The sequence below is a fragment of the Pseudoalteromonas sp. P1-30 genome (assembly GCF_001400005.1).
In the GTDB taxonomy this organism is placed as follows: domain Bacteria; phylum Pseudomonadota; class Gammaproteobacteria; order Enterobacterales; family Alteromonadaceae; genus Pseudoalteromonas; species Pseudoalteromonas atlantica.
Window position 1 is genome coordinate 197,001 of sequence record NZ_LKBC01000001.1, and the last position, 25,152, is coordinate 222,152.

General features: G+C 40.7%; 22 protein-coding genes. 15 read left to right on the forward strand and 7 right to left on the reverse strand.

The genetic code is table 11. The features are described 5' to 3' along the window. The first annotated feature begins 137 nt into the window (after positions 1–137). Positions 138–644, forward strand: coding sequence for a TetR/AcrR family transcriptional regulator (locus AN395_RS00880; RefSeq protein WP_039972541.1), 507 nt, complete (start codon positions 138–140; stop codon positions 642–644). Positions 645–655: 11 nt separating this feature from the next. Next, on the forward strand, positions 656–1,714 hold the full coding sequence (locus tag AN395_RS00885) for an alcohol dehydrogenase family protein (protein ID WP_054982100.1): 1,059 nt from the start codon (positions 656–658) through the stop codon (positions 1,712–1,714). Between the two features lie 56 nt (positions 1,715–1,770). Here AN395_RS00885 and AN395_RS00890 read toward each other — a convergent pair whose 3' ends face one another. The 3 genes from AN395_RS00890 to AN395_RS00900 all read right to left on the reverse strand — a co-directional run bounded on the left by AN395_RS00890 (position 1,771) and on the right by AN395_RS00900 (position 5,311). After that, positions 1,771–2,997 (reverse strand): threonine/serine exporter ThrE family protein, encoded by a 1,227-nt coding sequence (locus AN395_RS00890; RefSeq protein ID WP_029773039.1) that lies wholly within the window; start codon positions 2,995–2,997, stop codon positions 1,771–1,773. Between the two features lie 107 nt (positions 2,998–3,104). Next, the gene (locus AN395_RS00895; RefSeq protein WP_054981745.1) at positions 3,105–4,334 is read right to left on the reverse strand and encodes a glycosyltransferase; all 1,230 of its coding nucleotides are present in this window, start codon (positions 4,332–4,334) and stop codon (positions 3,105–3,107) included. Next, positions 4,334–5,311, reverse strand: a complete 978-nt coding sequence (locus tag AN395_RS00900; RefSeq protein ID WP_054981746.1) for a LacI family DNA-binding transcriptional regulator — start codon at positions 5,309–5,311, stop codon at positions 4,334–4,336. Before AN395_RS00900 ends, AN395_RS00895 begins: the two co-directional genes overlap by 1 nt. Before the next feature lie 165 nt (positions 5,312–5,476). Between AN395_RS00900 and AN395_RS00905 the strand changes: the two genes are divergently transcribed. From AN395_RS00905 to AN395_RS00960, 12 genes are all read left to right on the forward strand, one after another. Next, positions 5,477–7,954, forward strand: coding sequence for a prolyl oligopeptidase family serine peptidase (locus AN395_RS00905; RefSeq protein ID WP_054981747.1), 2,478 nt, complete (start codon positions 5,477–5,479; stop codon positions 7,952–7,954). Positions 7,955–8,022: 68 nt separating this feature from the next. Continuing rightward, the gene (locus AN395_RS00910; protein WP_054981748.1) at positions 8,023–8,643 is read left to right on the forward strand and encodes a LysE family translocator; all 621 of its coding nucleotides are present in this window, start codon (positions 8,023–8,025) and stop codon (positions 8,641–8,643) included. 279 nt (positions 8,644–8,922) lie between these two features. Next, entirely contained in the window at positions 8,923–9,645 is a 723-nt protein-coding gene (locus AN395_RS00915; RefSeq protein ID WP_029773720.1) for a hypothetical protein, read from the forward strand. Further along, a complete protein-coding gene (locus AN395_RS00920; protein ID WP_029773719.1) occupies positions 9,645–10,547 on the forward strand; it encodes an LPP20 family lipoprotein in 903 nt (300 codons plus the stop codon). The genes AN395_RS00915 and AN395_RS00920 overlap by 1 nt, the downstream gene beginning before the upstream one ends. A gap of 8 nt (positions 10,548–10,555) precedes the next feature. Beyond that, the gene (locus AN395_RS00925; protein ID WP_054981749.1) at positions 10,556–11,686 is read left to right on the forward strand and encodes a hypothetical protein; all 1,131 of its coding nucleotides are present in this window, start codon (positions 10,556–10,558) and stop codon (positions 11,684–11,686) included. Further along, entirely contained in the window at positions 11,683–13,050 is a 1,368-nt protein-coding gene (locus AN395_RS00930; protein ID WP_054981750.1) for a hypothetical protein, read from the forward strand. The genes AN395_RS00925 and AN395_RS00930 overlap by 4 nt, the downstream gene beginning before the upstream one ends. 6 nt (positions 13,051–13,056) lie before the next feature. Continuing rightward, on the forward strand, positions 13,057–14,355 hold the full coding sequence (locus AN395_RS00935) for a hypothetical protein (RefSeq protein ID WP_235576529.1): 1,299 nt from the start codon (positions 13,057–13,059) through the stop codon (positions 14,353–14,355). Beyond that, complete coding sequence (locus tag AN395_RS00940; RefSeq protein WP_054981752.1) at positions 14,355–15,068, forward strand: hypothetical protein; 714 nt, start codon at positions 14,355–14,357, stop codon at positions 15,066–15,068. The genes AN395_RS00935 and AN395_RS00940 overlap by 1 nt, the downstream gene beginning before the upstream one ends. 19 nt (positions 15,069–15,087) lie before the next feature. Next, positions 15,088–16,305, forward strand: coding sequence for a murein transglycosylase domain-containing protein (locus tag AN395_RS00945; protein WP_054981753.1), 1,218 nt, complete (start codon positions 15,088–15,090; stop codon positions 16,303–16,305). 1 nt (position 16,306) lies between these two features. Further along, positions 16,307–16,876, forward strand: a complete 570-nt coding sequence (locus tag AN395_RS00950; protein WP_054981754.1) for a hypothetical protein — start codon at positions 16,307–16,309, stop codon at positions 16,874–16,876. Between the two features lie 90 nt (positions 16,877–16,966). Further along, the gene (locus tag AN395_RS00955) at positions 16,967–17,437 is read left to right on the forward strand and encodes a DUF4234 domain-containing protein (RefSeq protein ID WP_054981755.1); all 471 of its coding nucleotides are present in this window, start codon (positions 16,967–16,969) and stop codon (positions 17,435–17,437) included. A 290-nt stretch (positions 17,438–17,727) separates the two neighbouring features. Continuing rightward, positions 17,728–18,219, forward strand: coding sequence for a DUF2798 domain-containing protein (locus AN395_RS00960; RefSeq protein WP_054981756.1), 492 nt, complete (start codon positions 17,728–17,730; stop codon positions 18,217–18,219). On the opposite strand, the gene uvrA is transcribed toward AN395_RS00960, so the two are convergent. Continuing rightward, a complete protein-coding gene (gene uvrA, locus AN395_RS00965) occupies positions 18,216–20,777 on the reverse strand; it encodes an excinuclease ABC subunit UvrA (protein ID WP_054981757.1) in 2,562 nt (853 codons plus the stop codon). The genes AN395_RS00960 and uvrA overlap by 4 nt on opposite strands. 191 nt (positions 20,778–20,968) lie before the next feature. Between uvrA and AN395_RS00970 the strand changes: the two genes are divergently transcribed. Next, positions 20,969–21,379 carry a hypothetical protein gene (locus AN395_RS00970; protein WP_054981758.1) on the forward strand — a complete coding sequence of 137 codons (411 nt, stop codon included), beginning with the start codon at positions 20,969–20,971 and terminating at the stop codon, positions 21,377–21,379. Between the two features lie 16 nt (positions 21,380–21,395). On the opposite strand, the gene AN395_RS00975 is transcribed toward AN395_RS00970, so the two are convergent. The 3 genes from AN395_RS00975 to AN395_RS00985 are packed head-to-tail and all read right to left on the reverse strand — an operon-like array spanning position 21,396 to position 25,102. After that, positions 21,396–22,184 carry a LytTR family DNA-binding domain-containing protein gene (locus tag AN395_RS00975; protein ID WP_054981759.1) on the reverse strand — a complete coding sequence of 263 codons (789 nt, stop codon included), beginning with the start codon at positions 22,182–22,184 and terminating at the stop codon, positions 21,396–21,398. Continuing rightward, positions 22,181–23,221, reverse strand: coding sequence for a histidine kinase (locus tag AN395_RS00980; protein ID WP_054981760.1), 1,041 nt, complete (start codon positions 23,219–23,221; stop codon positions 22,181–22,183). The genes AN395_RS00975 and AN395_RS00980 overlap by 4 nt, the downstream gene beginning before the upstream one ends. A gap of 27 nt (positions 23,222–23,248) precedes the next feature. Further along, positions 23,249–25,102: a CIA30 family protein gene (locus AN395_RS00985; RefSeq protein ID WP_054981761.1), complete on the reverse strand. Its 1,854-nt coding sequence runs from the start codon at positions 25,100–25,102 to the stop codon at positions 23,249–23,251. Positions 25,103–25,152: the final 50 nt, after the last annotated feature.

Genomic DNA, 25,152 nt, shown 5'->3' on the forward strand with positions numbered 1-25,152 from the left:
ACTCTAGGGCTTTCCTAGCCTGTTAATTAATAATGGGTGTCAAAGTTATTATTTTGTATAAATCTGTATTGGTTGACATGTAGAATGAATGCTCTACTATGTTGGGTAGAGCATTCATTCTACATGGGTTAAACACTTTGCTAAAACAAGATATAGCTGCTGCGCTTGAGGTGGCCTTTAGTCAACATGGTTTTGCTGAGCCTAGTGTGGCTAAGCTGCAAAAACTCAGTGGCGTTAGTTTGCGCACCCTTTATAAATATTACCCGTCAAAGCAGGCAATGATCATTGCTGCGCTTGAGTACCGCCATAATCGCTATATTAATTTTTTACTTAAAGATGCACCTGCTCCGGGAGTTGAGGCGGTTTTGCACATGTTTGATCAACTAAAAGCGTGGATGGTGCAATTTGCGCCTAATGGCTGTTTATCTATTAATGCGTTGTCGGCGTTTCCTGAAGATGAAGCTATTAGCCTTGCGGTGCAAACACATAAAAATGACGTAAAAAAACTGCTAGGTGAGCAAGGTTTAAATTCATCGTTGGCTAGTAGCTTGTTTTTGCTGCACGAGGGAGTGTCGAGTGCATGGCCAGTTATGGGCGATGAGGCGGTTACATCAGCAAAAAACAGTATTCTTAAATTAATATAATGGAGCAACCAATGGCAAATTTACCTAGCACAATGCACGCTGTACAGCTTACCGAGCATGGCGATTTTGATGTATTAAAGTATGCAACTAACTTACCGTTGCCAGCGCTTGCACAAACAGATGTACTTATAAAAGTTATGGCTGCAGGTGTTAATAACACAGATCTTAATACCCGCGCGGCGTGGTACGCTAAAAAACAAAGCTGTAAAGACGATGCAAGTTGGTCTGGTGATGCGTTTGTTTTTCCTCGTATTCAAGGGGCAGATGTGTGCGGCGTAATTGTGGCTGTTGGTAAAAACGTAGATCAAAGCCGTATTGGTGAGCGCGTTATTGTTGAGCCATGTTTAATTAAAGCTAATGGCGAAACGCTTAAATCGCCATGGTATTTTGGCTCTGAGTGTGATGGTGGCTTTTCACAGTTTACCCGCGTTGACTCTATTCACGCTTATAAAATTAATAGTAACTATAGTGATGAAGAGCTGGCCTCTTTTCCGTGCTCATATTCTACGGCCGAAAACATGCTGTTTCGCTCAAACCCACAGCAAGGGCAAACTGTTTTAATTACAGGCGCTTCTGGTGGTGTTGGCTCAGCGGCAGTGCAATTAGCTAAAGCACGTGGCGCTTTTGTTATTGCCATTACGAGTAAAAGTAAGGCGCAGCAGCTTGAAGAGTTAGGTGCCGATAAAGTTATATTTCGTGAAGATGATTTAATTCAAGTCTTAGGTAAAAACAGTGTGGATGTAGTCATTGACCTTGTTGCCGGCGAGCAATGGCCTGCACTGCTGGAGGTATTAAAACCAAAGGGGCGTTATGCGGTGTCGGGCGCTATTGGCGGGGCATTAGTCGAGCTTGATATACGTACTTTGTACTTAAAAGATTTAACTTTTTTTGGCTGTACAGTTATAGAGCCTGAGGTATTTAAAAGCTTAGTTAACTTTATTGAACAAGAAAAAATAAAGCCTATTGTGGCGCAAACATTCCCATTGAGCGAAATTGTTACAGCGCAAAAAGTGTTTGCACAAAAACAACACGTAGGAAAAATTGTACTCACTATCCCCCATAGCGAATAGCGCGTTAAACAACAAAGCCCGTTACAAAGTAAGCGGGCTTTTAAATGGTAACAAGCTTATAAGCTTTTTTTAGGCGGTAAAGCCACGTTTGCAAATATTAGCCCTGCTACAAGCGACATAAATATTAAAAACGTTTGCTGGCCTATATGCTCGGCATAAACAAAGTCTTGGCCTTCAATAAGCGAGTTTAAGCCAATATACGTTTTACTGCCGGGTACCAGAACAATTAAGCCTTGCATGGCAACAATGGAAGCTGGCGCATTTGCAACGCGGTTAAATAAGTTACTAAACACTCCAACCGAAAGCGCACCAACAAACGTGCCTAACGTGTAGTCAAGGTACATAGCCGAACCAATACTTGTGCCATAGGCTATAAAACCGGATGCGATTGACCATCCAGCATGTTTAAGTTTGGTTCTAAATATCACTATTAAGCTGCTACAAAGTAAAAATATAGCCAGCCACGCAGTCCAGCGCGGTAGTGGCTCGGGCTGTACAAAATCGGTTTGGCCAAATATGGCAAAGCCAATGCCTATGCCAATAAAGGCGCCAAAGTACAGTTTAAATAACAGCATAAACGAGTCCATAACCCGCGCCGTACCCGACACCAAATGCCTAGCTGCAAGCTCTGCTAAACCAAGCGCTAGCGCTAAACCGGGTATAAATACAATAATGGCTGAAAGCACCACTAACCGTATATTTATATCGGGCGAAATATACACACTTATTGCACAAGCCAGCACTGCCGATACTATAGCAACCAGGGGCTCTAGCATGTGAGCAACCCGTTTTGAGCGCCCCGACCACAGTACAAACACATACACCACTAAAGTAAGTAACGCAGACCAAATAACGTCTGTCCAGCTGGTACCCATTAGCATGGCAAATGCACCCCCCGATGTTGCAAAAGCAATACCGGTAACAAATTTATTGTACGGGTTTGGCATGTCGTAAATGGCATCAAGCTGAGCATCAACCTCTTGTAAGGTGAGCTTGTCGTCGAGCATTTGATTAACTAAGTCGTCGGTGTCGGCAAGTGAGCCTAAGTCGTGATCGCCTGGGTCTACGCGTGCCACGTGGGTGTATTCGTCTTCGTGGCCATCAGTCCAAATTACAAACGTTACCGAAGTTGGCGACATAACAAAAGACGATTTAAGTCCTAAGTAAGTGGCCACTTCCATTAAGTGTGCTTCTAGGCGGTACGCAGGGGTGCCGTACTTATGAAGCATTTTACCTAATTTAACGATAAATTTGCGTTTTTCAGTAAAGGTTGCAGTTTTCAAATCTTGTATGGACCAGTGTGTAAATAAATTAGCTAAAAGTATAGGCTAAAACGCCCATTTGTAATGGGCGCGATTTTAAACACAAATCTGTAGGAGTCTAGTCATTTTTAATCTAATTTTTTATTTTTTTCAGCAATCCATTGCGCCATATATTGCGTACTGCGCATAGTATGGTGTTTTAACATTTGTCCGGTGAAGTTTTTTTCCCTATGCGCTTTTAAATCGTTGCTTATAGAGTCAATTTTATTAATTAACGCCGCGCTTAATTTTACTTTGTCGTACAAGGTATTAAGTAGCGTATTGCCAGCTTGTTGCGCGTGTTCAAAATCGGCTTGATTGGTGTAAAGCTCAACGGCTGCATTTGCAAAATCGTCGGTATTATTAGCCACTTTACCAGGCCATGGTAGTTCGTTGTGCATGCCCTCACTGCCTATATTGGTAGTTACGCTGGGGGTTTGCATTATCATTGCTTCTAGCAGCTTGCCTTTTATACCTGCGCCAAAACGAAGTGGGGCTAAACATACGCGTGCGCTTTGCATTACCTCATAGGCGTTATCAGCCCAGCCTTTTATTAAAAAACCGGTTTTAGGGTTATTAAGTGCTGTTGCTTTTGGTGGCGGGTAAGAGCCATAAATATGCAGTTCTGCTTTTGGTAATTGCTTGCGAATAAGTGGCCATATTTTTTGTAAGTACAGCACGGCATCCCAGTTGGGGGCGTGTCTAAAGTTACCTATGGTCATAAAGTGCTCTCGTTGTTCAAACGATTTAGTTTGAGCAGGTAAAGCAGTTAAATCGACCATAAAAGGGAGATGATGTAATAAACTGGCTTCTACGTTAAATACACTACTAAGTAATTGCATTTCAAAGCTTGAAATAATTAAGCTTAGGTCGCAGCGCAATATTGCGGCTATTTCGCGTTTTGCTATGTCTGAATGTAAATCGCTGGTGGTAAATTCTCGCTCGCCTTTGTGCGCTTCGTGGCGCGCATTACGTAGGCATTGTAAATCTTCGGTATCGAGTATTTTTATGGCATTGGGGCAATGTTTATCTACACGCCAGCCAAATTGCTCTTCCATCATAAAGCGGTCAAACATCACTATGTCTGGGTTGTACGCTTTAACGTACTCATCAAAACTTTCGCAGTTTAAGGCAATGCTTTGACTGGTTATACCAAAGTGATCTAGGTTTACCATGTGCTCGGTGCGCTGTGCTGGGGTGGCAAATTCTACTTGCCAATTTTGCGCTTTAAACGCGTTTAATAACGACATCATGTGCGTACCCGCAGCAGACGAATTTGGCTCTGGCCATACGTAACCAATTACCAGCACTTTTTTCATTACGATGTTTCTCTAATTTGTAGGTTTACATTTACCAGTGTTTTTACTGGTGCAGTGTTTGTTTGAAGTTGTTCTTGCAGCACTAAAATACTGCGCTTAGCAAGCTCTTGCGTATTTATATTGGCGCAAGTAAAGCGAGGTTGCATTTCGGTAATATCAGGAATATGTAAGCAACTTACTATATTGCTTTTTAAATGCGGGGCGGCGGCTAAAACGCCATGCGCAATTATATTATTAGCGCATACAACCGCGTCAATACTCGGATTATTAAGTAATGTATTACTAAATACTTGCTTAGCATGTAATGGGGTGCTTTTTGTGCACGTAATAGCTGGCTCAGGGGTTATATTGTGTTTTTTACACGCGCTATTAAAGCCACTTAATAAACCTTGTGCAGATAAGCTTTCATCACCCATAAACAGTATGTTTTTAGGCGAATCATTTATTAGCTGCAATGTTACTACATGGCTTGCTTTAGTGTAGTCGGGTAAAACACACGGGGCTGAGCTGTAAGGTACTTCGTGCATTAGGCTAATAACATTGTAGGCAGTAGCAAGGTTGTCGAGCCACTGCGCACAGGTACTAGCCACAGGGCAAATTATAAATGCAGCCACTTTGTATTCTTTTAAATTATTTATTAGCTGCGTTTGGCGCTCTACGCTGTTGTTACTACTAACAATAATGGCCTGAAAAAAAGCCTCGCTTAATGCCTGCTCAATATTTTTAGCAAGCAATGCCATAAGCGGGTTTGTTAAATCGTCAATTACTACAACTACTAAATTAGAGCGCCCAGAGCGCATAGCCGCTGCATCGCGATTATACACATAACCTAGCTCATCTATGGCTTGTAACACTTTTTGTTTGCTTTTATCGGCTACTTTATTGCTGTGCGTAAGCACCAGCGATACGGTCGATTTAGACACCCCCGCACGGTGAGCAACATCAAAAATAGTGACCGATTTAGCTTTGTTAGGCATGGTATTTTAAGCGCGCAGTAGTGAGTAAATAGCTGCGTAGTGTAGCGTATATAATGCGTTTAAGTCATCTTTTAGCCCTGCAATTTAAAGCTTAATGCTTTATGAACAGAGCGAAACATGTTTATATACCTTTTATAATCTTAAAAATAACAAAAGGATAAATACATGAACGCATTTAGGCTGTTAGTTGCCTTTATTTGTTGTGTTGTAATAATGCCAAACAGCTATGCTGAACAAGGTTATCAAACACCTTCGCCTGAGCTAGCCGCTGTGGTAGATGCTAAATTAGCACCCACTAGTTTTTTATCGAGCGATGGCCAATGGCTTGCTTTATTTGAGCGTAAGCGCGTAGAGACGCTTGACGAGCTTGCTAAAGATGAGCTTAAACTTGCGGGTATAAAGCTAAACCCTGCTAACTTTTCACGCTCGCGTGTTAGCGCTAAATACAGCGCGCTTGAGCTTAAGCATGTGCAAAGCGGCACCGTTATTAATATTAATAATTTACCAAACGGTATTATTCGCTCGCCTAAATGGTCATCTAACAGTAAATATTTAGCATTTGTTGTAGAGCAACAAAACCAAGCAAATTTATGGCTTTACAGTGTAGAGACAAAGCAAGCAAAAATGCTCTCAAATGCAGCGCTTAACTCAGTTATTACCGCTACGCCTTACCAATGGCTGCCCGATAGCAGCGCTCTGGTTGCAAATTTAGCGGTTAATATAGGTAAACCCGCGTTAAAAAACAGCAGTCAAAATGTAGTGCCGGTAATACAACAAAGTACAGGCGAAAAAGCCCCAGCGCGTACCTATCAAAACTTATTAACCAGCCCGTTTGACGAAGCACAGTTTAAATTTTACGGCCAAGGGCAATTAGCTTACGTAACGCTTGATGGCAATACACAAGCCATTGGCAGCCCTGCATTATTTAAATCGTTTTCGGTATCGCCAGATTCAACCAATATATTAGTTGCTGCGATAAACGAGCCGTTTTCGTATCAAGTACCGTACAGCCGTTTTGCCAGCACTTGGCAAATATGGGGAATGCGTGGTTACGCATTAGCTGAGCTTGTAAAACAACCGCTTGCCGATAACATTCCACAAGGCTATGACAGTGTTCGTACCGGCCGCCGCGATTTTGAATGGCGTGCGGATCAAGGTGCAGAAGTTATTTGGGCCGAGGCACAAGATGGCGGCGACATGAAAACCGATGTTAAGCACCATGATTATATTTACAGCCTACGCGCGCCGTTTAAACGCGAGCCAAAACTGTTTGCTAAAGTAGAGCGCCGCTATGCAGGTATAGTTTGGGGTAATCAAAATATTGCCATGCTTAGCGACTGGCGCTTTAGCGACCGCCAAGTGCGTACGTATGTTATTCAGCCACGCAATGCAGATAAAAACCGTGTGCTTTTTTCTGAGCGAAGCTATAACGATGCGTATAAAAACCCAGGTAGCTTTATATACGAGCGTAACGATTTAGGCGCCAGCGTTATTAAAATTGTTGGCGGGCGTTATATGTATCTGCGCGGTAACGGCGCGTCTGAGCAAGGTAATATTCCGTTTTTAGACCAGTACGATGTAAAAACGAATAGCAGCAAGCGTTTATGGCAATCACAAGCGCCATACTACGAGCGTGTTCGTGCATTGCTTGACGACGAAGGCGAGCGCTTTATAACTGTGCGAGAGTCTAAAACAGAGCAACCTAACTTTTTTATTCGTGATTTAGATAACGATACTCTTACACAGCTTACTAATTTTGCTCATCCGTACCCAGCATTTAAAGGGGTTACAAAAGAGCAGTTACGTTACAAACGTGATGACGGGGTTGAGCTTTCTGGCACGCTTTATTTACCACCAGGTTACGACGTAACCCAAGGCCCGTTACCCGTACTTATGTGGGCGTACCCACTTGAATATAAAGATAAAGCCGTAGCATCACAAGTGCGCGAATCGCCATACGAATTTACTTACATTGGCTATTGGGGCCCTATGCCTTACCTTGCTAAAGGTATTGCCGTATTTGACGACCCTAAAATGCCTATTGTAGGTATTGATGGCAGCGAGCCAAACGATAACTTTAGAAAGCAGCTAGTTTCAAGTGCGCAAGCTGCAGTTGATGTGCTGGTTAAAAAAGGCATTGCCGATAAAAACAACATTGCTATAGCAGGACACTCGTACGGTGCATTTATGGTGGCAAACCTATTAGCGCATAGCGATTTATTTAAAACCGGTATTGCTCGCAGTGGTGCTTACAACCGTACCTTAACGCCGTTTGGTTTTCAGGGTGAAGAGCGTGATTTTTGGCAAGCACAAAGTGTGTACGCTAACATGTCGCCGTTTTTCCATGCTGAAAAAATTGACGAGCCAATGCTAATGATCCACGGCAAAGAAGACCCTAACTCTGGAACTTTCCCAATGCAAAGTGAGCGCATGTACGCAGCGCTTAAAGGCTTAGGTAAAGACGCTCGCTTAGTTATGCTCCCTTATGAGGCACATGGTTACCGCGCTCGTAAAAGCTTATTGCATGTACTGTGGGAGCAAGAGCAGTGGCTAGATAAGTATTTATTAAGTGATTCTGTTGAAGAGCCGGTAAATGTTACTACTGAGCAAGTAGCAGAGCCAATACCGATTGCTGAACAATAGTAGATAATAGGTAACCAATAGCGCGGCTACTTTAGCCGCGTTTTTTGCTTTTAATATAGAGAGAAAAAATGATTGATGTTGCAGCGCTTGCCGTTTTTATTCCTACCTTCTTTTTTGTATCTATCACACCGGGTATGTGTATGACCCTTGCTATGACATTAGGTATGAGCATAGGTGTAAGGCGCACATTATGGATGATGATAGGTGAGCTGTTAGGGGTCGCAAGTGTTGCTATTGCTGCGGTATTAGGTGTTGCAAGCGTAATGCTAAATTACCCTAATGCGTTCGATATTTTAAAATGGGTAGGCGGTGCATACTTAATTTATATAGGTATAAATATGTGGCGCGCAAAAGGTAAAATGTCGATTGATACACAAAAACCGCATGATGTAAGTCGCCAGTCGCTATTTACGCAAGGCTTTGTAACTGCCATTGCTAATCCAAAGGGCTGGGCATTTATGATCTCTTTACTACCGCCATTTATTAGCGTTGAACACGCACTCGCCCCGCAACTGTTAGTGCTTGTTTTAGTTATTATGATAAGCGAATTTATTTGCATGTTAGCGTACGCCACAGGCGGTAAAAGCCTACGTTTATTTTTAAGCCGTGGCGATAATATTAAATGGATGAACCGAATTGCAGGCAGCCTTATGGTGCTAGTAGGCATATGGCTGGCATTAGGAGGCTAGATTACTATTTATACTAAGTCTAAGCCTGTTGATGCTATTAAGTAAAAAAATTTAAAGTTTTTATAAAATGAGATAAAAGTATGAATGTTGGCTGAACGCCTTGCCAGCGTTACATTTGTAATAAAATGAAAGGTAAGTAAATAAAAAGTTCTTAATTTGTAGAGTTGCATTTTTTCATAAATTCGGTAATTCTAATTAAATGTTCAAGGAAGAATGAACCAAGTCAATAGCTTAGCTTTGTGCTTTCTTGTGTTTTTATAAGTATAGGGAAATAACCTAATGAAAAAAGCTATCTTATCTGCCATTATCTTCGCCCCCCTTTTCGCCGGTTGTGTATCGACAACAGATACAAGTACATCTGCTAATTTAGACAGAAATGCAGCCGTCGCAGAATTAACAACTCGTATGGACACTCTAGGCTATTTTCACCCTGTTGAAGTGCAACCAGGGATAGATGAGTTTTTAAATATGTCCGCCATTATTTTAGAGCGTCAACGCAAGGTTATGGCCGAGTATCGTACTCAAACTGATAACTATCGAGATGTGCAAGCATTTTTATATGCTCATCAGAATTCTACACCTGAACAATTACAAGCTGCCATTGTTGAATTTGACGCAGGGGCTAAAAATAAAGACGAAGAAATTGGTCATAAAATTGCGGCTTATAATTTAGCAAATGAAGGTATTTACCAACAAAACGTTGAGCTTGCGACAGACTTAACAATTGAAATAGCTAAGTCTGCTTATATTTTGAGCCAGCACAGTACTGCAATAGCTAAAGTTACAGCTTTGCGAATGGGAGGTGATGTAGTTAGCTCTTGGTTATCAAGTGACGAAGAAAACGCCGAAAAAGAAGAAGATCCAAAAGATATAGGCACTGCACTTGTTAAAGCAAAAGATCAGCTTGCATTAGCACTTGAAGCAAACGAAATTATTGAACTTGAACAAGCAACTATCACAGCTATAAATGAGCTTCAGCTTGAGCAAGAAGCGAAAGGCTGATGAAAACAAGCATTTTTGCTTTTTTAGTAGCCTGTGTTTTTAATTGTTCTGCTCAAAGTTGGCCTGACTGGGTAACCAAATCACATAAGAGTGATGAATACATAACTGCAGTCGGTATTGGTGAAAGTCGCTTAGCCGCAAAGCAAGCGGCTCTAGCCGACATTACTACTCAATTAAGCGTTGATGTAAATACACAGCAATTACAAACGCTAAAAAAGCAAAATAATCGAGTAAATAACTATTTTGAACAAACAACGAGCCTAACAAGTTTACCGATTACATTAACGGGGCTTGAAGAGCTTAATTCGATTAACCAAAATAATTTATTTGCTTTAAAAGTGGGCATAAAAAAAACGACTTTAATCGCTAATCTTAAATCTGATTTAGAGGGACTAGAGCGTATGGACATCCCCAAAAAAAATGCAGAACAGCGATTTATATGGGCTCTCCAAAAAAGTGGAGAGCTTAATCTTGCCTCAAAAAAATTAGCTTTGTTAGAACTCCTATCTGGCTCTAAGCCATTTATAAAACAAACTTTAAATAAGTTATTAAATGAACAATCAATAGGGTTAGGCGCTGTCGCTTGCGATGTGATAGGCGCTAATAACATTAGCCAAATAAAGTCTGCTCTAAATGATGCATTACCGCATAGTGGTTCAACTCGCTTATGGGTGCGGCCACAATTACGATGGCAGTATGCTCAAAGCGATAATGCCTACCTCGCTAAAGCAAATCTAACCATTGTACTTACTCGAAGCGTGAGCCCATTTAAAGTGCTGTTACAGCACGATATATCCGCACAAGAAAGTGCCAGCACTCAAGAAATCGCAAAACAAAACGCGATTAATAACTTAGTAAAACAAATTAAAGCGCCTGCAAGTCAGTGGCTGTTTGATAATTAGGAATAGCAATGAAATTAGTCAAAAATTTAACTCTTTCTGCACTAACTATTGCCTTATTGGCTGGTTGTAACACAACCCCAAAACAGGGAAGCACGACTCAATCTGGTACAGTAAGCAACAACGCTTCGAATACAGTAATCGCTAAAAGCGCTTATGTATTTAAAGATGCCGATATTGCAATGCCGGCCTATTTTGATACTCAAGGTTTAGAGCGTTGTACCTTCGATATCAATAGTGAAACCGATAGTTGCCCACTCAAAAAGCCTATTGTACGTATGTATTTTGACTTAGCAGGTGTAAGCGGAAGTGGTATTGGTGTTGATGCAATGCGTGAATTTGATAATCAAAATTTATTACTTATGCTCGAAAATCAATTTGCTGGTATTAATCGCTTTAGAATCGTTACGCGTGATGATGATGCTATTTCAAAAGAACAACAGTTAATTTTACAACAACAAGGTGTAGCAATAGCAGCTAAACGCGCTGAAGTTAAAGCATTAATTCCCGATTTTGTCGTGAAAATTGATTCACTGAGAACGCTAAAAACTGAAGGGGCGATCACAGATTGGGCCGACTACACATTAGAGCTGACAACCGGCGTTATAAACCCACAAACACGTGAAAAGCTATCGCACCCAAATTTAGGAAAGATTCGTGTTAAATCGGAAGATGTACGTGATCGCTCAGAGTTAAAATTTACAACAGTAAGCGGACGCTATGCAGCGGGTTTCCACTTTGATCAAAGTGCTCATGTAAATGCAGTACTTAGTGACATGGGATCGCGTGGTATTGATATTTTACTTACTCGTATGTTGAGTGAAATGCCAGCAACAGCACAAGTGTTAGGTATTAAAGGTAATAAAATTAGCTTAGACAGAGGCCAAAATGCAGGTGTGCTGCCTAACGAAACAATGATCATTTTTAGCTATGAGGCTGGATTTGTTGAGCCACTTGGAGTTGCAAATGTAAACCCTTCGCGTAGTAGCGCAAATGGTGAAATTATTCGTTGGAAAGCTTCCGATGCAGCCGATGATGTTAAAAATAAAGCTGAAAACGGTATTTATCGCCCATCTAATGGTGCAAAAATATTTGCTGTATCGGTCGGTACTCCAGCTGACTTTTTGGAGAACCGAACATGATCAAAAAGCTTGGCTTGTTAGCATTATGTTCTTTAAGTGCACAAGCCCAGGTTGATGTCTTGGCTGATGGCACACTGCAAACACAGGCGTGTGCTTATGGTCGAGGTAGCACGGCTATTTCTGGTGCAAAAGCTCAGGCAAGTGCCGAGCTAATCAGTTTTATTAAAGGTAATAAAAGCCTAACAACACAAGGTGCACAGCAACATTTAACAACCAGTTTAGATGATGATGCAGCCAGCTTATATGAGCAGCAACGCACTACGATGATGGAAGGGTTGAGTGCAGGCGCTGTTCCTTTAAATTACTCAGCACCTACACTAAGCGGTAACGACACGTGCATGACCGTAAGCCTTAACCCGCAAGAGATAGGTGAGCCGCAACAGCAAAACTGGCAGCAAACCACGCAAAATATTAGTGTTACAGTAATAGGTCAAGGCTGGGAAAAAGAAGGTAAAACAGCACTAACTATAGCTGAGCAAGATGCTTTACAACGTGCTGTATCACAAGTTGTAGGTGTGTGGCTTACTCAGCAACATACCCAATCTTCAAGCACGAGTATGAGTATTGTTGAGGGTAACGAGTCAACAAATATGCAAGAGCTCATAGGGCAACAGCTTTCGAGCCATAGCGAAGGGCTTGTTAAAGAGTGGCAAACACTGCAAACCAAAGAGCTCAAAAATGGGGGGGTAGAAGTTACTATTATGGCTGTGGTAGAAAAAGCACCTCTCATTCAAAAAGCATCTAAATTAATGAGCATGATAGGCTCGCCTAGAGTGCAAATTATTGCACCGGAGCCATTAAAAACAGAGCTTAAAGTTTGGCTAAACGAGCAGGGCATTGAAGTTGGTAACGCGGCTAGTTTAGCTATTTATGCAAAGTCCACAGTGATTAGCCGAGGGAACAACAGGCAGCTTTATTTAACTGCTGACGTTAGAGATTTAGCTGGAAATATTTATGGTCAATGGAAAAACGACCCTTCATTTATGTCATTGCCTAAAGGCCCATACGTTGAAAAAGACTTAATGGCTGTACATTTGGCGAGTGAGTCACAATCAAAAGCACTTCATAACACGCTTAATAATGCCTTTACTCAAGTTGTTGCAAGAGGGGGCTTAGTTCGTGAAGTCATGTTGCCAAGTAATAAGTTAACCCAACCAGAAAAACTGCATGATGTATTAAGTACATTAGGTGGCGTAAGCGACGTATCTATACACAAACAACAAAAATATACTGTAGCCAGCCTTAGATTTAAAGGTAATACCGGTGAGCTTGCTAATGCGCTCGATCAAGCATTAATGACAATAACAGCAAAAAACCTTTCAAAAATTACAGTCGAAGACGATTTTACACTCAGGTACAAATAAGGATAGATGATGAAATTTAAAATATTAACATTAGCAATGGTTTTAGCTATGCCTACGATCGCAGCTGAAGAGTTTAGTCTAACAGACATGATACCTGCTCGCCCTGGCGCAAAAGTAGCGGGTGCTGAACAAGCACAGGTTTCTGGCGATGTAGTGGTTGCAAAAGATACAAATGTTGCAGTTGCTGTTGCTCATCAGGCACTAATTGATGATAACGAAGATGGCATAAAAATGATTCAGGTTGGCAGTGGTACCGGTATTTTATCAATTGGTAGCAATTACTATAAAACTTACGAAAATATAAACGCTACACTGCTCTCTAAACGAAGTGCATATGTGCAAGCCGGTCTAATTGCAAAGAAGCAAATGGTTCAAAATATGACAGGGCTGCAACAGCAATGTGAGACAGCTGCATCGATAACAATGGATCGGATTGATACAGGTGTCGAAGGAGCGAGTAATTCTAAGGCATCATTAACTGAAAACTGTAAAGAGTCACTTTCAGGCATGCTTGCTGGGTATGTAACATTCGATGTTTTTGATGACCCAGAAGAGAAAATGGTAAGAGTTAGTTTAATTTCCACACCAAAAACTCGATTACAAACTAAAAGTAATAGAGGGATTATAGCTGTAACTACTAACCCAAATGAAATATTTCAACAAGTTATAGAAGATGTCAAAAGTGGTGTCTTACCTCCGGTTGGTTCAAAGGTATTAACTAATGCAGCTACTGGTGAAGTCATTGTAATCGGGTATGGTTCGGCAATTATTCGACAAGATAAAAATAAAAGTATGGGGCGTCAATTAAGACAAATGGCTAAATCACAGTCGCAAACTCGTGCACGTTCAGCTCTTATAGCAACTATGCAGGGTGAATCTGTTACCTGGCAGGGTAAAATGGATGAGAAGCAGTTTGAGGGTTCTGAAAACTTTAAATATGATGATCCATATTTACAAGATCCTACACAAGTAAAGATATTAGATGAGCAAAGGGAAACATTTGTAAATCAAGTAAAGCAATCCAATGAATATAAAACAATAGCTCAGGGTCAGTTACCAGCGGGTGTTAATGTAAAAAACTTTACTAGTGATGACAAATATTGGCAATACAGTGTCGCAGTTTATGCTCCTAGTTTAGAAGCTACAGCGCGACAAGCAGCTAAAGAGATGGAAGGTAATAATGGCCAAACTGTTAATGGTGTAAGCCAGTCTAGTCACAAAATCAAAGTGTACGGTGGGTTAAACGAAAAAGCGGCTAATCCTCAGGGTGCATCAGGTAAAGTAGCGAGCGAAAAGGAACTTTAATGCTAACACCTATTTTAGCGCTTACGTTGGTGGCTTCGGCCACCTTTGACTCAGAGCAAACAATTGAACAGCAAACTGCTTTTTTTAAAAGTCAGGCTAATGGTCAATACGCCCGAGTAATGGCGTTAAAATCGAGTGCAAAAAATGCGCTTGAGCAGGCATGTCGAAATGCATTGACCCTGCCACAGCGCAGTATTATAAAAAATACTTTAGCTAAAAAACTTAATATTACTTTGCCAGAGTCGGTAAGCTTTATTGACGCTGAAATTACGGATTATAAGCAAGAAAAACAGCAAGATTGGTTAACTTGTACTGGCGTTGTAACACCTGCTGCGCACGATATTAACGAAGCTGGGCTTGCTGTTAGAGCAGCATGGCAAGTAGGTAGCCAAAAAGATAAAACAAACTTACGCCCTTTATTACAAGTTGCATTGAATCACCCTACAACGATGTCTGATGCGGTGGCATTAGTTGCAAATCAATCACCAGAAGAGCAACGCTTAAGCTATCTCGATAAATATTTAAAAGCAAGTGAGTTAAAGCTCGATGAAGCTAAAGCGTCAGTTGCACAAACCTGGTTTGTTTATGGACGTTATAAACAAGTTATTTCGCTAACCCGACAATGCAATAGCATAGACTGTAAGCGTTTAAACTTAGCCGCTCAAACTGCTTTTGATAATCTGCCTGCTGATGATCTAAGTAGCTACTTTTAATTTTATAGGGATATAAAAAATGCATTTAAAAGCTAAAATGCTTCTAAAAATAGGCGTATTCGCTTATTTAACAATGAGTTTTACCAGCATAGCTCAAACGAATGATGAGGCTGAATTTGAGGCTTTTCTAAAAAAGCGTCAGAGTGAGTTTAATCAGTTTGAGCAACAACAAAAACAAGAATTTGAAGCATTTGTAACTGCTTGGCGTGATGCGCAAAATGCATATTTAAAACAAGTAACTACGAAGTGGCAAGACCCAAATCTGCCAAGCTCAAAAGTATGGGTCAAATACAGTGATGACTTAAATAAACGCACCAGTGTAAACTTTGAAAGTGGTGAAGTGGTGGTTGAGTTATTAAATAGCAAAAACAATGAGCAAGCTGTTGAATATGCAAAGGAGCAAGTAAATGAGCTTTCTCAAGTCACGGTAGATAAAACACTTGCAAAGGATCCGGTATATATTGCAGCTAATAATACCATTAATAATAAAAGCTTCATTTCTATGGGTAAGTCTTTAAATAGTAAAATTGAGCGGAATAAGCCATCAACAACGATTCAACCTAAAAAAATAGCTAAGCAAACAGTACTTTCTACAGAGATTGTAGAAGAGGTACTCTCTGCAAAGGCACCTGTAATAACGAAGCAAAAAGACAGAGTAACAATTAGCTATAAGCTGCCTGCTAATACGCTCTCTAATCAAGCAAAACGATACTTACCTGAAGTTCAGCAACAAGCAAAGCGCTACAATATAGAGCCTGCATTGTTATTAGCCATCATTCATACTGAATCAAGTTTTAACCCACTAGCTCGCTCCCCAATTCCTGCTTTTGGATTGATGCAAATTGTCCCGACATCAGCGGGTAAAGACGTGAGTAACTTTTTGCAAGGAAAACCGCTATTACTTAGTCCAGAATACTTATTTCAGGCAGATAATAACGTAGAAGCAGGTAGTACTTATATGCATATTTTAAGCAATCGTTACTTTAAAAATGTGCGTAATACGCAATCAAGAATTTACATGAGTATAGCCGCTTATAATACTGGTCCTGGCAACGTAGCCAAAACGTTAAGTGGCTCTAAATCACTTAATCAGGCAAGTATTGCAGCTAATGCAATGTCATCAGAGAATGTTTATACCTTAATGGTTAACCACTTACCTGCGCAAGAAACCCGAAATTATTTACAAAAAGTGGTTAAACGCACCGCTTATTATCAAAAGCAATTGAAAGGAATTTAAAATGAAAAAATTATTACCAGTTATAGCCGCTTTAGCTTTAGGTGCGTGTTCAAGCACTGAACAAACACAGTCTGAGCCGTTAGCAAAAAATGATTCAGTGCCAAGCTGGGTATTATTACCTGTGTCTGATAAAGGATTAGCTTCATCATCATGCGTACCTTGGTCAGGCAGTATGTCAACCGACAGAGCACAAGCTATTGCGGCTGCACGCGCCGATTTATCCCAGCAGATACAAGTTAAAGCAAGTGTTATGGATAAACTATACCAACGTAAAGCACAAAGTAATGATGAGCTAAATGTTGGCGGTACTTTTGAGCAAGTAAGCAAACAGGTTGCACAGCAAAGCCTTGTGGGTGCTGTGCCACAAGAAGTGGCATTTGCGAAATTAGACGGTGTAAAGCAGCTTTGTACATTCGTTGTAATGAGCAATACACAAGAAACATTTAATAACCTAGTAGCTCAATCTGGTAAGCGTTTAGATCCTAGTTCGCGTGAAGCACTTTACGAAGAGTTCAAAGCCCAAAAAGCGATGAAAGAACTTGAAAAAGAGCTAGAAAATTTAAATAAATAATTTATAAAATATAAATCAGAATAATAAATTTTTATAGGGCTAATATTTACCATTAGTCCTAATTCAATCGTAGTAAAACAAGGAGACATAATGTCATCAATCACGGAATTAAAAGACAGCATCAATACTAAAACTTTGAATTTAGTACTTCTAACATTTGTTACCGCCGGTATTTATGCAATTGTATGGATGTTTATAAATACACCAAAGCTAGAGAAATTAACCTCTAAAAAGATAGCTGACAATACATTTCTAATATGGCTAGCTGTGTGTGTAGGGCTAGGTGGTGCTTTTGCTGGCTCAGGTGAGGAGTCTTTAGATATTATTGCTGGTTTACTTACTATTGCCTCTTGGGTTTTATATATTATTTGGTCGTTTCGTGCAAAAAGTGCTTTACAAGAATACGCACTAACAGAGCATAAAGTGGATCTTAGGATGAATGGTATTTATACTTTTTTCTTAACCATTTATTACATCAATTATTGTATTAATGATTTACCAGAAGCTCAGAGAAAACAACAAATATTATCAGGGCAAGAACCTAAAACTGATAATTTATAAACATTATCTTCGTAATTTAGCAGTTGGTTTTAGTAAAATATAACCAACTCTTTGCTAGCCAATGAATTATAAATCCTCGTAAATTATATCTTTAAAACTAATCAATGTATTCACTGTATCGCATAAAGTACTTTTTTAGCATTAGCTAGCAGGAACCCTATCATTCTTATTTAGCTCCATAAAAATTACTTTTTTGCTATTTTGTAGCCCCTCATTTTAAGATAAAACTATTGTTCAGGAATTAAATAACAGTTGATTTTGTCATCTATTTTAAGAGAGATACCTGTTTAATGAATACGCCTGCTTTAGTAAATTCTGCGCTCGTAGAGCCTAAAAAAACACCGATCATTTATAAAATAATGGTGATGGTAAGTATTATTGTTTTTGTAGGCGGCAGCTTAACAGGCATTATGACTTACACAAATGTAGGTATAACTGAGCATTTTTATATAGATTGGTTTACTTCGTTTTTAAGTGCGGTGTTGGTTATGGCCCCTGTGGGGTTAGCGATGACAGCCCTTATGAATGCCTTGGTGGCTAAGTTATTACCAAAAGCAAGTGAGCTAAAACGTAATTTAGTGATTAGTGTTTTTATGGCGCTTACCATGGAGTCGCTAATGGCGTTTGTAACCGCTACTAACAATATAGGTTTTGCCAATATGCGCTTATTTTATACCGCGTGGGTAGAGGGGTTATTAGCCGCGCTACCCATTGGTTTAACATTAATGCTGGTTATATCGGTTACCGTAAAACCTAAATTAGAGCGATTTTTAAAAAGCTAAATTGCGCTTTTTAAAAATGTTGCCGTGCGGCTATGCTCAGATTGAGCCACATCTTCTGGTTTACCTTGAGCAACAATTAAGCCGCCTTCGTCCCCCGCTCCTGGGCCAATATCAATAACCCAATCGCTGTTACTGGCTACTTGCATATCGTGCTCAACCATAATAACGGTGTTGCCCGCATCAACTAAGCCATTTAACTGCGTCATCAACATGGCTACATCTTTTGGGTGTAGGCCGGTGGTTGGTTCATCTAAAATATACAGCGTATCGCCGCGCTGCGCACGTTGCAGCTCTGTGGCAAGTTTAATGCGCTGGGCCTCTCCGCCCGAAAGCTCAGTAGCAGGTTGCCCTAAACGTAAATAGCCAAGGCCTACTTGTAAGAGCGCATTTAGCGCACGTAAAATAGCGGGTTCATCGGCAAAAAATGTATGCGCTGACTCCACCGTTAAATTAAGCACATCGGCAATGGTTTTATCTTTATAGGTAATGTCGAGTGTTTTTTGGTTATAGCGCTTGGCGTTACACACAGGGCACGGCGAATACACGCTTGGTAAAAATAACAGCTCAATGCTTACAAAGCCTACGCCTTCGCAGTTGTCGCAGCGGCCTTTTTTCACATTAAACGAAAAACGACCTGCATCGTATTTTCGTGCTTTTGCCTCTTTGGTATTGGCAAATAATTTACGTACGTGATCGAACAAACCAGTGTAAGTAGCAAGGTTTGAGCGAGGCGTGCGGCCAATGGCTTTTTGATCAACCGTTATTAGGCGCTTTATATGCTCAAGGCCCTCGGTAATTTTGCCATGGGTTGGTGTTTGGAGTTCTTGATCAAGCAAGTCGGCTTCATCGGTAGGCATTGGCGGCGGCGTTTTTTGACCTAAAGCATCTTGAATAAGCTCGACTAAGGCTTGGCTTACTAAGCTTGACTTACCTGAACCAGAAACACCCGTAACACTTGTAATAACCCCAAGCGGAAATTCGGCACTGATGTTGTGTAAATTGTTACGCTCAATACCACTTAGCTTAAGCCAGGCTGATGGCGTACGTTGTGTTTGATGATTTGGCTTTGCGGTATTGTTATGCTTAAAAAGATACTGACTTGTATGTGAGTTGCTCACTTGCTCTAAGCCTTCAACTGGGCCGCTGTAAACAATATTACCGCCATGCGAACCCGCATTTGGCCCTACATCAACCACCCAATCGGCGTGGCGAATTACACTTGTATCGTGCTCCACCACAAATACTGAGTTACCAGCCGCTATTAGCTCATCTAGGGCGCTTAAAAGTGCTTGCGTATCGGCTAGATGTAAACCTGCCGAAGGTTCATCTAGCACATACACAACACCAAATAATTTTGAGCGAATTTGTGTTGCAAGCCGCAAGCGTTGTAATTCCCCAGCTGATAACGATGGCGTAGTACGCTCAAGCGATAAATACCCTAAACCAAGCTTAGTGAGTGCTTCTACGCGTTTGATAATGTCGCTTGTGATGCGCTTTGCCACAATGGTTTTTTCGGGGTTGGCTGCGTTACTTTTAGCGGGGTTATTGGCAGCAATGCTGAGTTTTTCTGCCAGCTCGCCAAGTGTTAACTGCGAAATTTCGCCTATATCAAGGCCTGCTACTTTAACCGATAACGACTCTTTTTTAAGTTTTTTTCCTTCGCACTGTGGGCATTGTGATATTTGCATATACTGCGATACGCGCTTTTTAGTGCGCGGACTTTGAGTGCTCGCAAATGATTGTAAAACAAAGCGTTTAGCACTTATAAATGTACCCATGTAGCTGGGGCTTTCTTCATTTGTAATAGCCGCTTGGGTTTGCTCAAGCGTGTACTCGGGAAACACGGGTACTGTGGGTGTGTCGTCGGTGAATAGAATCCAATCACGGGCTTTTTTGGGCAGGGTATTCCACGGTTTATTAATATCGTAACCTAACGAGGTAAGAATACGGCTTAGGTTTTTACCTTGCCATGCTGGTGGCCATGCTGCAATGGCGCGCTCTTTAATTGATTTAGTCGGGTCGGGCACTAACAGCTTTTCGGTTACGTTAAATACGCGGCCAATACCGTGGCACTCTGGGCAGGCGCCTTGTGGCGTGTTAGGCGAAAACGCATCTGCATACAGTATACCTTGCCCTTTGGGGTATTCGCCCGCGCGTGAGTAAAGCATTCGCAGCGCGTTAGAAATAGTGGTTACGCTACCGACCGATGAACGTACCGAGGGTGCGCCACGCTGTTGTTGTAATGCTACCGCGGGTGGCAGCCCTTCAATCGAATCTACATCAGGCTCATCTACTTGGTCTATTAATCTGCGCGCATAAGGCGATACCGAATCAAGATAACGATGCTGTGATTCGGCAAATAATGTTCCAAAGGCGAGCGATGATTTACCCGAGCCCGATATACCAGTAAAAACAACAAGTGAATTACGGGGCAAGTTTACATCCACATTTTTTAAGTTATGAACACGCGCACCTCGTACTTGAATGCTGTGCTCTGGGTTTAATAAAGCCGATTGCGCATTACTAACCTCATGTGAATTTTTAGGTGTGGTTGCCATGTAATTTACTCCTGTTTAATAACCATGTGTTTATTAACGTGCCGCAAAGTATTAATACTAATGGGGAGTCACTGAATGAGCGCTTAGTTAGTTTACTGAGCGTTTAATAGAGTGTTTACATAATAGGTAAAAACTGCGAGTATAAATTTCAATCAATCAAGCAAAGTCGAAATTTAAAAGGACGTTTAATTGTGGCAAAAATTGTAGTTAGCTTTTTATTTTTATTAGTACTTTGCGCCAATGTGTGTGCAGCGCAAAATAATGTACTAAACGTTGACCGAGCCATACCAAATAGCATGCACTTGTCGTTTCCAAACGATAATAATATAACGCCTAAAAAGTCTGACTTTTCTATTGCAAACTATGTACTTATGAGCAACGAAATAGGAGAGCGTTGGGCGGTTATTACCCTTACTAATTTAGCCTCTGGTAAGCGAGAGCTTAATCAAGAACACGTATTAGCGCTGTTTGCAGATGGCAGCAGGCTAACACCAAGTGAATTTAAATTAGGCTTTAAAGGCAATCAAACACAGTCGGTAACGGTATCGTTTACTGAGCATACGTTTCCTATTTTAAGTGTGTATACCAGTAATGATCAGTAACATGTTTTTAGATAAGTTAAATATGTAGCAATTGCTTTAGTTTATCGGCACCGGCTCTGCTGGTGCTTAGCTCAGATTTAATATTATCATTTACAATCACCATTAGCTTGCCGTTAAACCAACGCTGTATTTCTTTAATGTGGTCAACGTTAACCAAATAACTTCGATGAATTCGTACAAAATTATGTTCTGCTAAAGCAAGTTCAAGCTGATCGAGCGTACCGCTTAAATGATGAAATGTATCGCCATTCCACGCCAAACTATTGCCTTGCTCCGATTTAATAAATTTAATGTCACTTGGGGAGAGTAAAAATATCCGCTCACCGTTTTTACTAATGAGCTTATTTATGGTGTTTTTGGTTAATGTAAAGGTTTGCTCGTTGGGTTCATGATTGACTAGCGTATGGGCACGTTGTTGCTCTAGTTGCTGCTGCGCTTTAGCGAGAGCTTTTTTTAGCCTAGCAATAGGAAAAGGTTTGAGTAAGTAGTCAGTTGAGGCCTGCTCAAAAGCTTCAATTGCAAATTGGTCATAAGCGGTTGTATAAATAATAATGGGCTGGTAGTTAAGTAAATCAATAAGCTCTAAGCCATTGATTTCAGGCATTTGGATATCAAGTAATACCACATCAGGAGTCAGCTCATTTATTAAGGTAATGGCCTCTTTGCCATTTGTGGCCATACCCACTACTTCAACATGCTCCATTAAACTCAATTGATGGCTTAATTTTTCGCGAGCGGGAAGCTCGTCATCGGCAAATAATACGCGCATTTTAGTTACTGTATTTGGCTGGTTTTTGTGGCTCATAGTGTTAGCTCCAACGTAACCACTGCACCATTATTATTGCTCAGTAGTACCTTACTTTTACCAAGTTGTTTAACGCGTTTTAGTATGTTTTTCATTCCTACACCACTGCCATGGCCGTGTTTTATTACCTCGCTCGAAAAACCTTTACCGTTATCGCTAATTTGTATTTTAACGCCGTTAGGTAGTTCACTAAGCGTTATATTAAGTATTAACGACGTTTGTTTGGCGTTGTGTTTAATGGCGTTTTCAATAATTGGTTGAATAAGTAGCGGGGGTAGCGATATGTTTTTAAGCGTATTGGGAATGTGGTAATTAACTTTGAGTTTATCGCCAAAGCGGGCTTTTTCAATATTTAGGTACTTTTCTATTATTGTAAGCTCTTGCTGTAAAGGTATTTGTTGTTGCTCTGCGGTGTCGAGGGAATACCTTAAAATATCAGCCAGTTCATGCAGTACTTCATCGGCTAAATCAGGGTTTGTATGAATATAAGCCGAAATTGTATTTAAGCTATTAAACATAAAATGTGGGTTTAGTTGGTAGCGCAATGTAGCAAGTTGCGCTTGTTTAAGCGCGTGTTTTTCGGCTGTTGCGCGTTTTTTGTTTTCAATAAAAATACTGGTAAAGTAAATACACGAGCCCCAAAGTAAGCCGTTAAAAACAACAAACACCCCCATCGATTTGTGCCCATCAAAAAGCTGTGTGAGTACTATATCGGTAAGTACATTTCCGAGTGCCATAAATACAACTGCAATTAACCATTCAAACGCTATTTTGTTAATGTGTTTATTGCGCAGGTAAAAAATAACCGCTGCCGCACTCCAAACAGGAACCCAGTAAAAAGTAACAAACCACACGGTAGCAGCGAGTGCACTACCCGCAGTAAAGGGCGCAGAGTTAGCAATTATGAGCCCAAGGGCATAAGCAATATCTACAACAAGTAAAATAAAAAAGCTGTATTTATAAAAAGGATGTTTGAGCATAATAGGTGCTTCTTTTTGTAATTGATTAAACCATAACAAAAAACAGTCAAAACCCAAAGAGTTTGTGTTTTGACCGCTACTCTTTTAAAAGTAAGTTAGCTCTTTGATTTGTAGTGTATTTTTTAATGGCTCATTGCTTGCGCCTGGCATTTTACGCCACATTAAGTTTACTCCAGTTAATTGAGTGGCCGACCACATAACGGGGCTACCAAAGCCAAATTGTTTAAATGTAGTGAAAGGAATATCAAGCGTTGTCCATTCATCGCGTGGTTTTAAAAGTACACTAAAATGATCCCAATCTTTTACATCACTATGATAAACAGACAAGGCAAAAGGCGTGCTTGAACCTTTATATGTTAGTCGAATACCTTTAAATGATGAGGCATCAGCCGGCGATGTAAATTTTATTTCAGCGCCTGCCCACGCGCCAAAGCTGGTTGGCTGTGTAATGGTTGTATCAATAGTTAAACTGTTTTTATGCGTGGTAAGTGTTGCCACAGACTGACCACCCATTACAGAGTCGCTCAAGGCTTGCCATGGTGTATCACCGGTAAAATCATCAATAATATTCTGCGCTTGGCTGCTTTTAACTTCTTCATTACAAGCGGGGCCTTGTGGTGTTATAGCCTTGTTTTGCGCAATTAAGGCTGGGCGGTCTACTTGTATACCTGATTTGTAAACCTCTGATATGGTGTGAATGTGGTTTATATCATCAAGTGGGTTTTGCTTAAGCAGTACAAAGCTTGCCTCAAAGCCATTAGCCAGCTTGCCAATGCTCTTGGCTTTATTAATCGCTTTTGCGCCGTTAACAGTGGCTGCATTAATTATTTCACCATTTGTTAGGCCCGCTTTTTTAAGTGCATCTAACTCGTTATGTAACCCAGTACCGTGTAGCGTGTAAGGGTTTCCGGCATCAGAGCCTGTACCAATAGTAATATTAGCTTTATGTAGCTTTTGTATATTTGCATAAGCGGTTTTTCGCTCCTCCCACGCGTGCTCTTTCCATTTTGAAGGTGCAGGCACGTTGTCAAACAAACACCCTTGTAGCTTTTCGGGAATGGTTTTTAGTAACTCGCTTTGTGAGCTAATAGTATGGTTATGCTTTTCATCGCTATGGTTATGATATACCGCAAGGGTAGGAATGTAGGTTACTTTATGCTGTTTCATTAGCGTAATAAATTCATCGTCAATCGCTTCGCTATTAATACCGTGGGCCAGAGCCGTTGCACCGGCTTTAATAGCGCGTTTAGCATCATTTAGTGTAGAAACATGCACAAAATACGGTAAATTAGCCGCTGCAGATCGTTTACCTAGCTCGCTTAATTGGCTATCAGTTAACGATTTACCAACACCGCCAAAGGTTTCAATAACCGCTTTAGTTACATGTGGCTTAGTGCTTATATGTTTTTGCCATAGTGCTGCTATGTCTTCATCTTTTGCAATTTCGTATGCGTGGCCGCCAAACTGAGTGCCGTGCCCGCCAGGGTTAGTAAACAATGTACCTGCATAAAAAAGGTTAGGGGTTAGTTGGGCTTCTTTTAATTGAGCGGCTTCGTTTAGGGTTTGCTCAAACGAAAACAAATCAACAATGTTTGTTACGCCTAAATACAAATTAGAATTAAAGTGCGATTTAACGGGCAAATACTGAAACTCAGTAAAGTTACTACCCGATGAACCCAAATGTACATGTAAATCAATTAAACCAGGTATTGCATATTGGTTGTTGGCGTTAATTGTTTTATCTGCGTTTTGTCGTGGGTCAGTCGCTTTAGTAATACTTACTATTTTACCATCGTCAATATAAAGCGAACTCGGCACAGAAAAGCTTTGCGAACTACTTTGGTATAAACGAATGTTGTCGACCCGCAGGTCAATGGCATACGCACTAAAGTGGCTTGCTAAACTCAGTGCTATAACTGTTTTTGTAATAATGTTCATGACTATATTCCTTATCAAAATAGGTATTTGGCGTTTTGTTGATAAGAAAT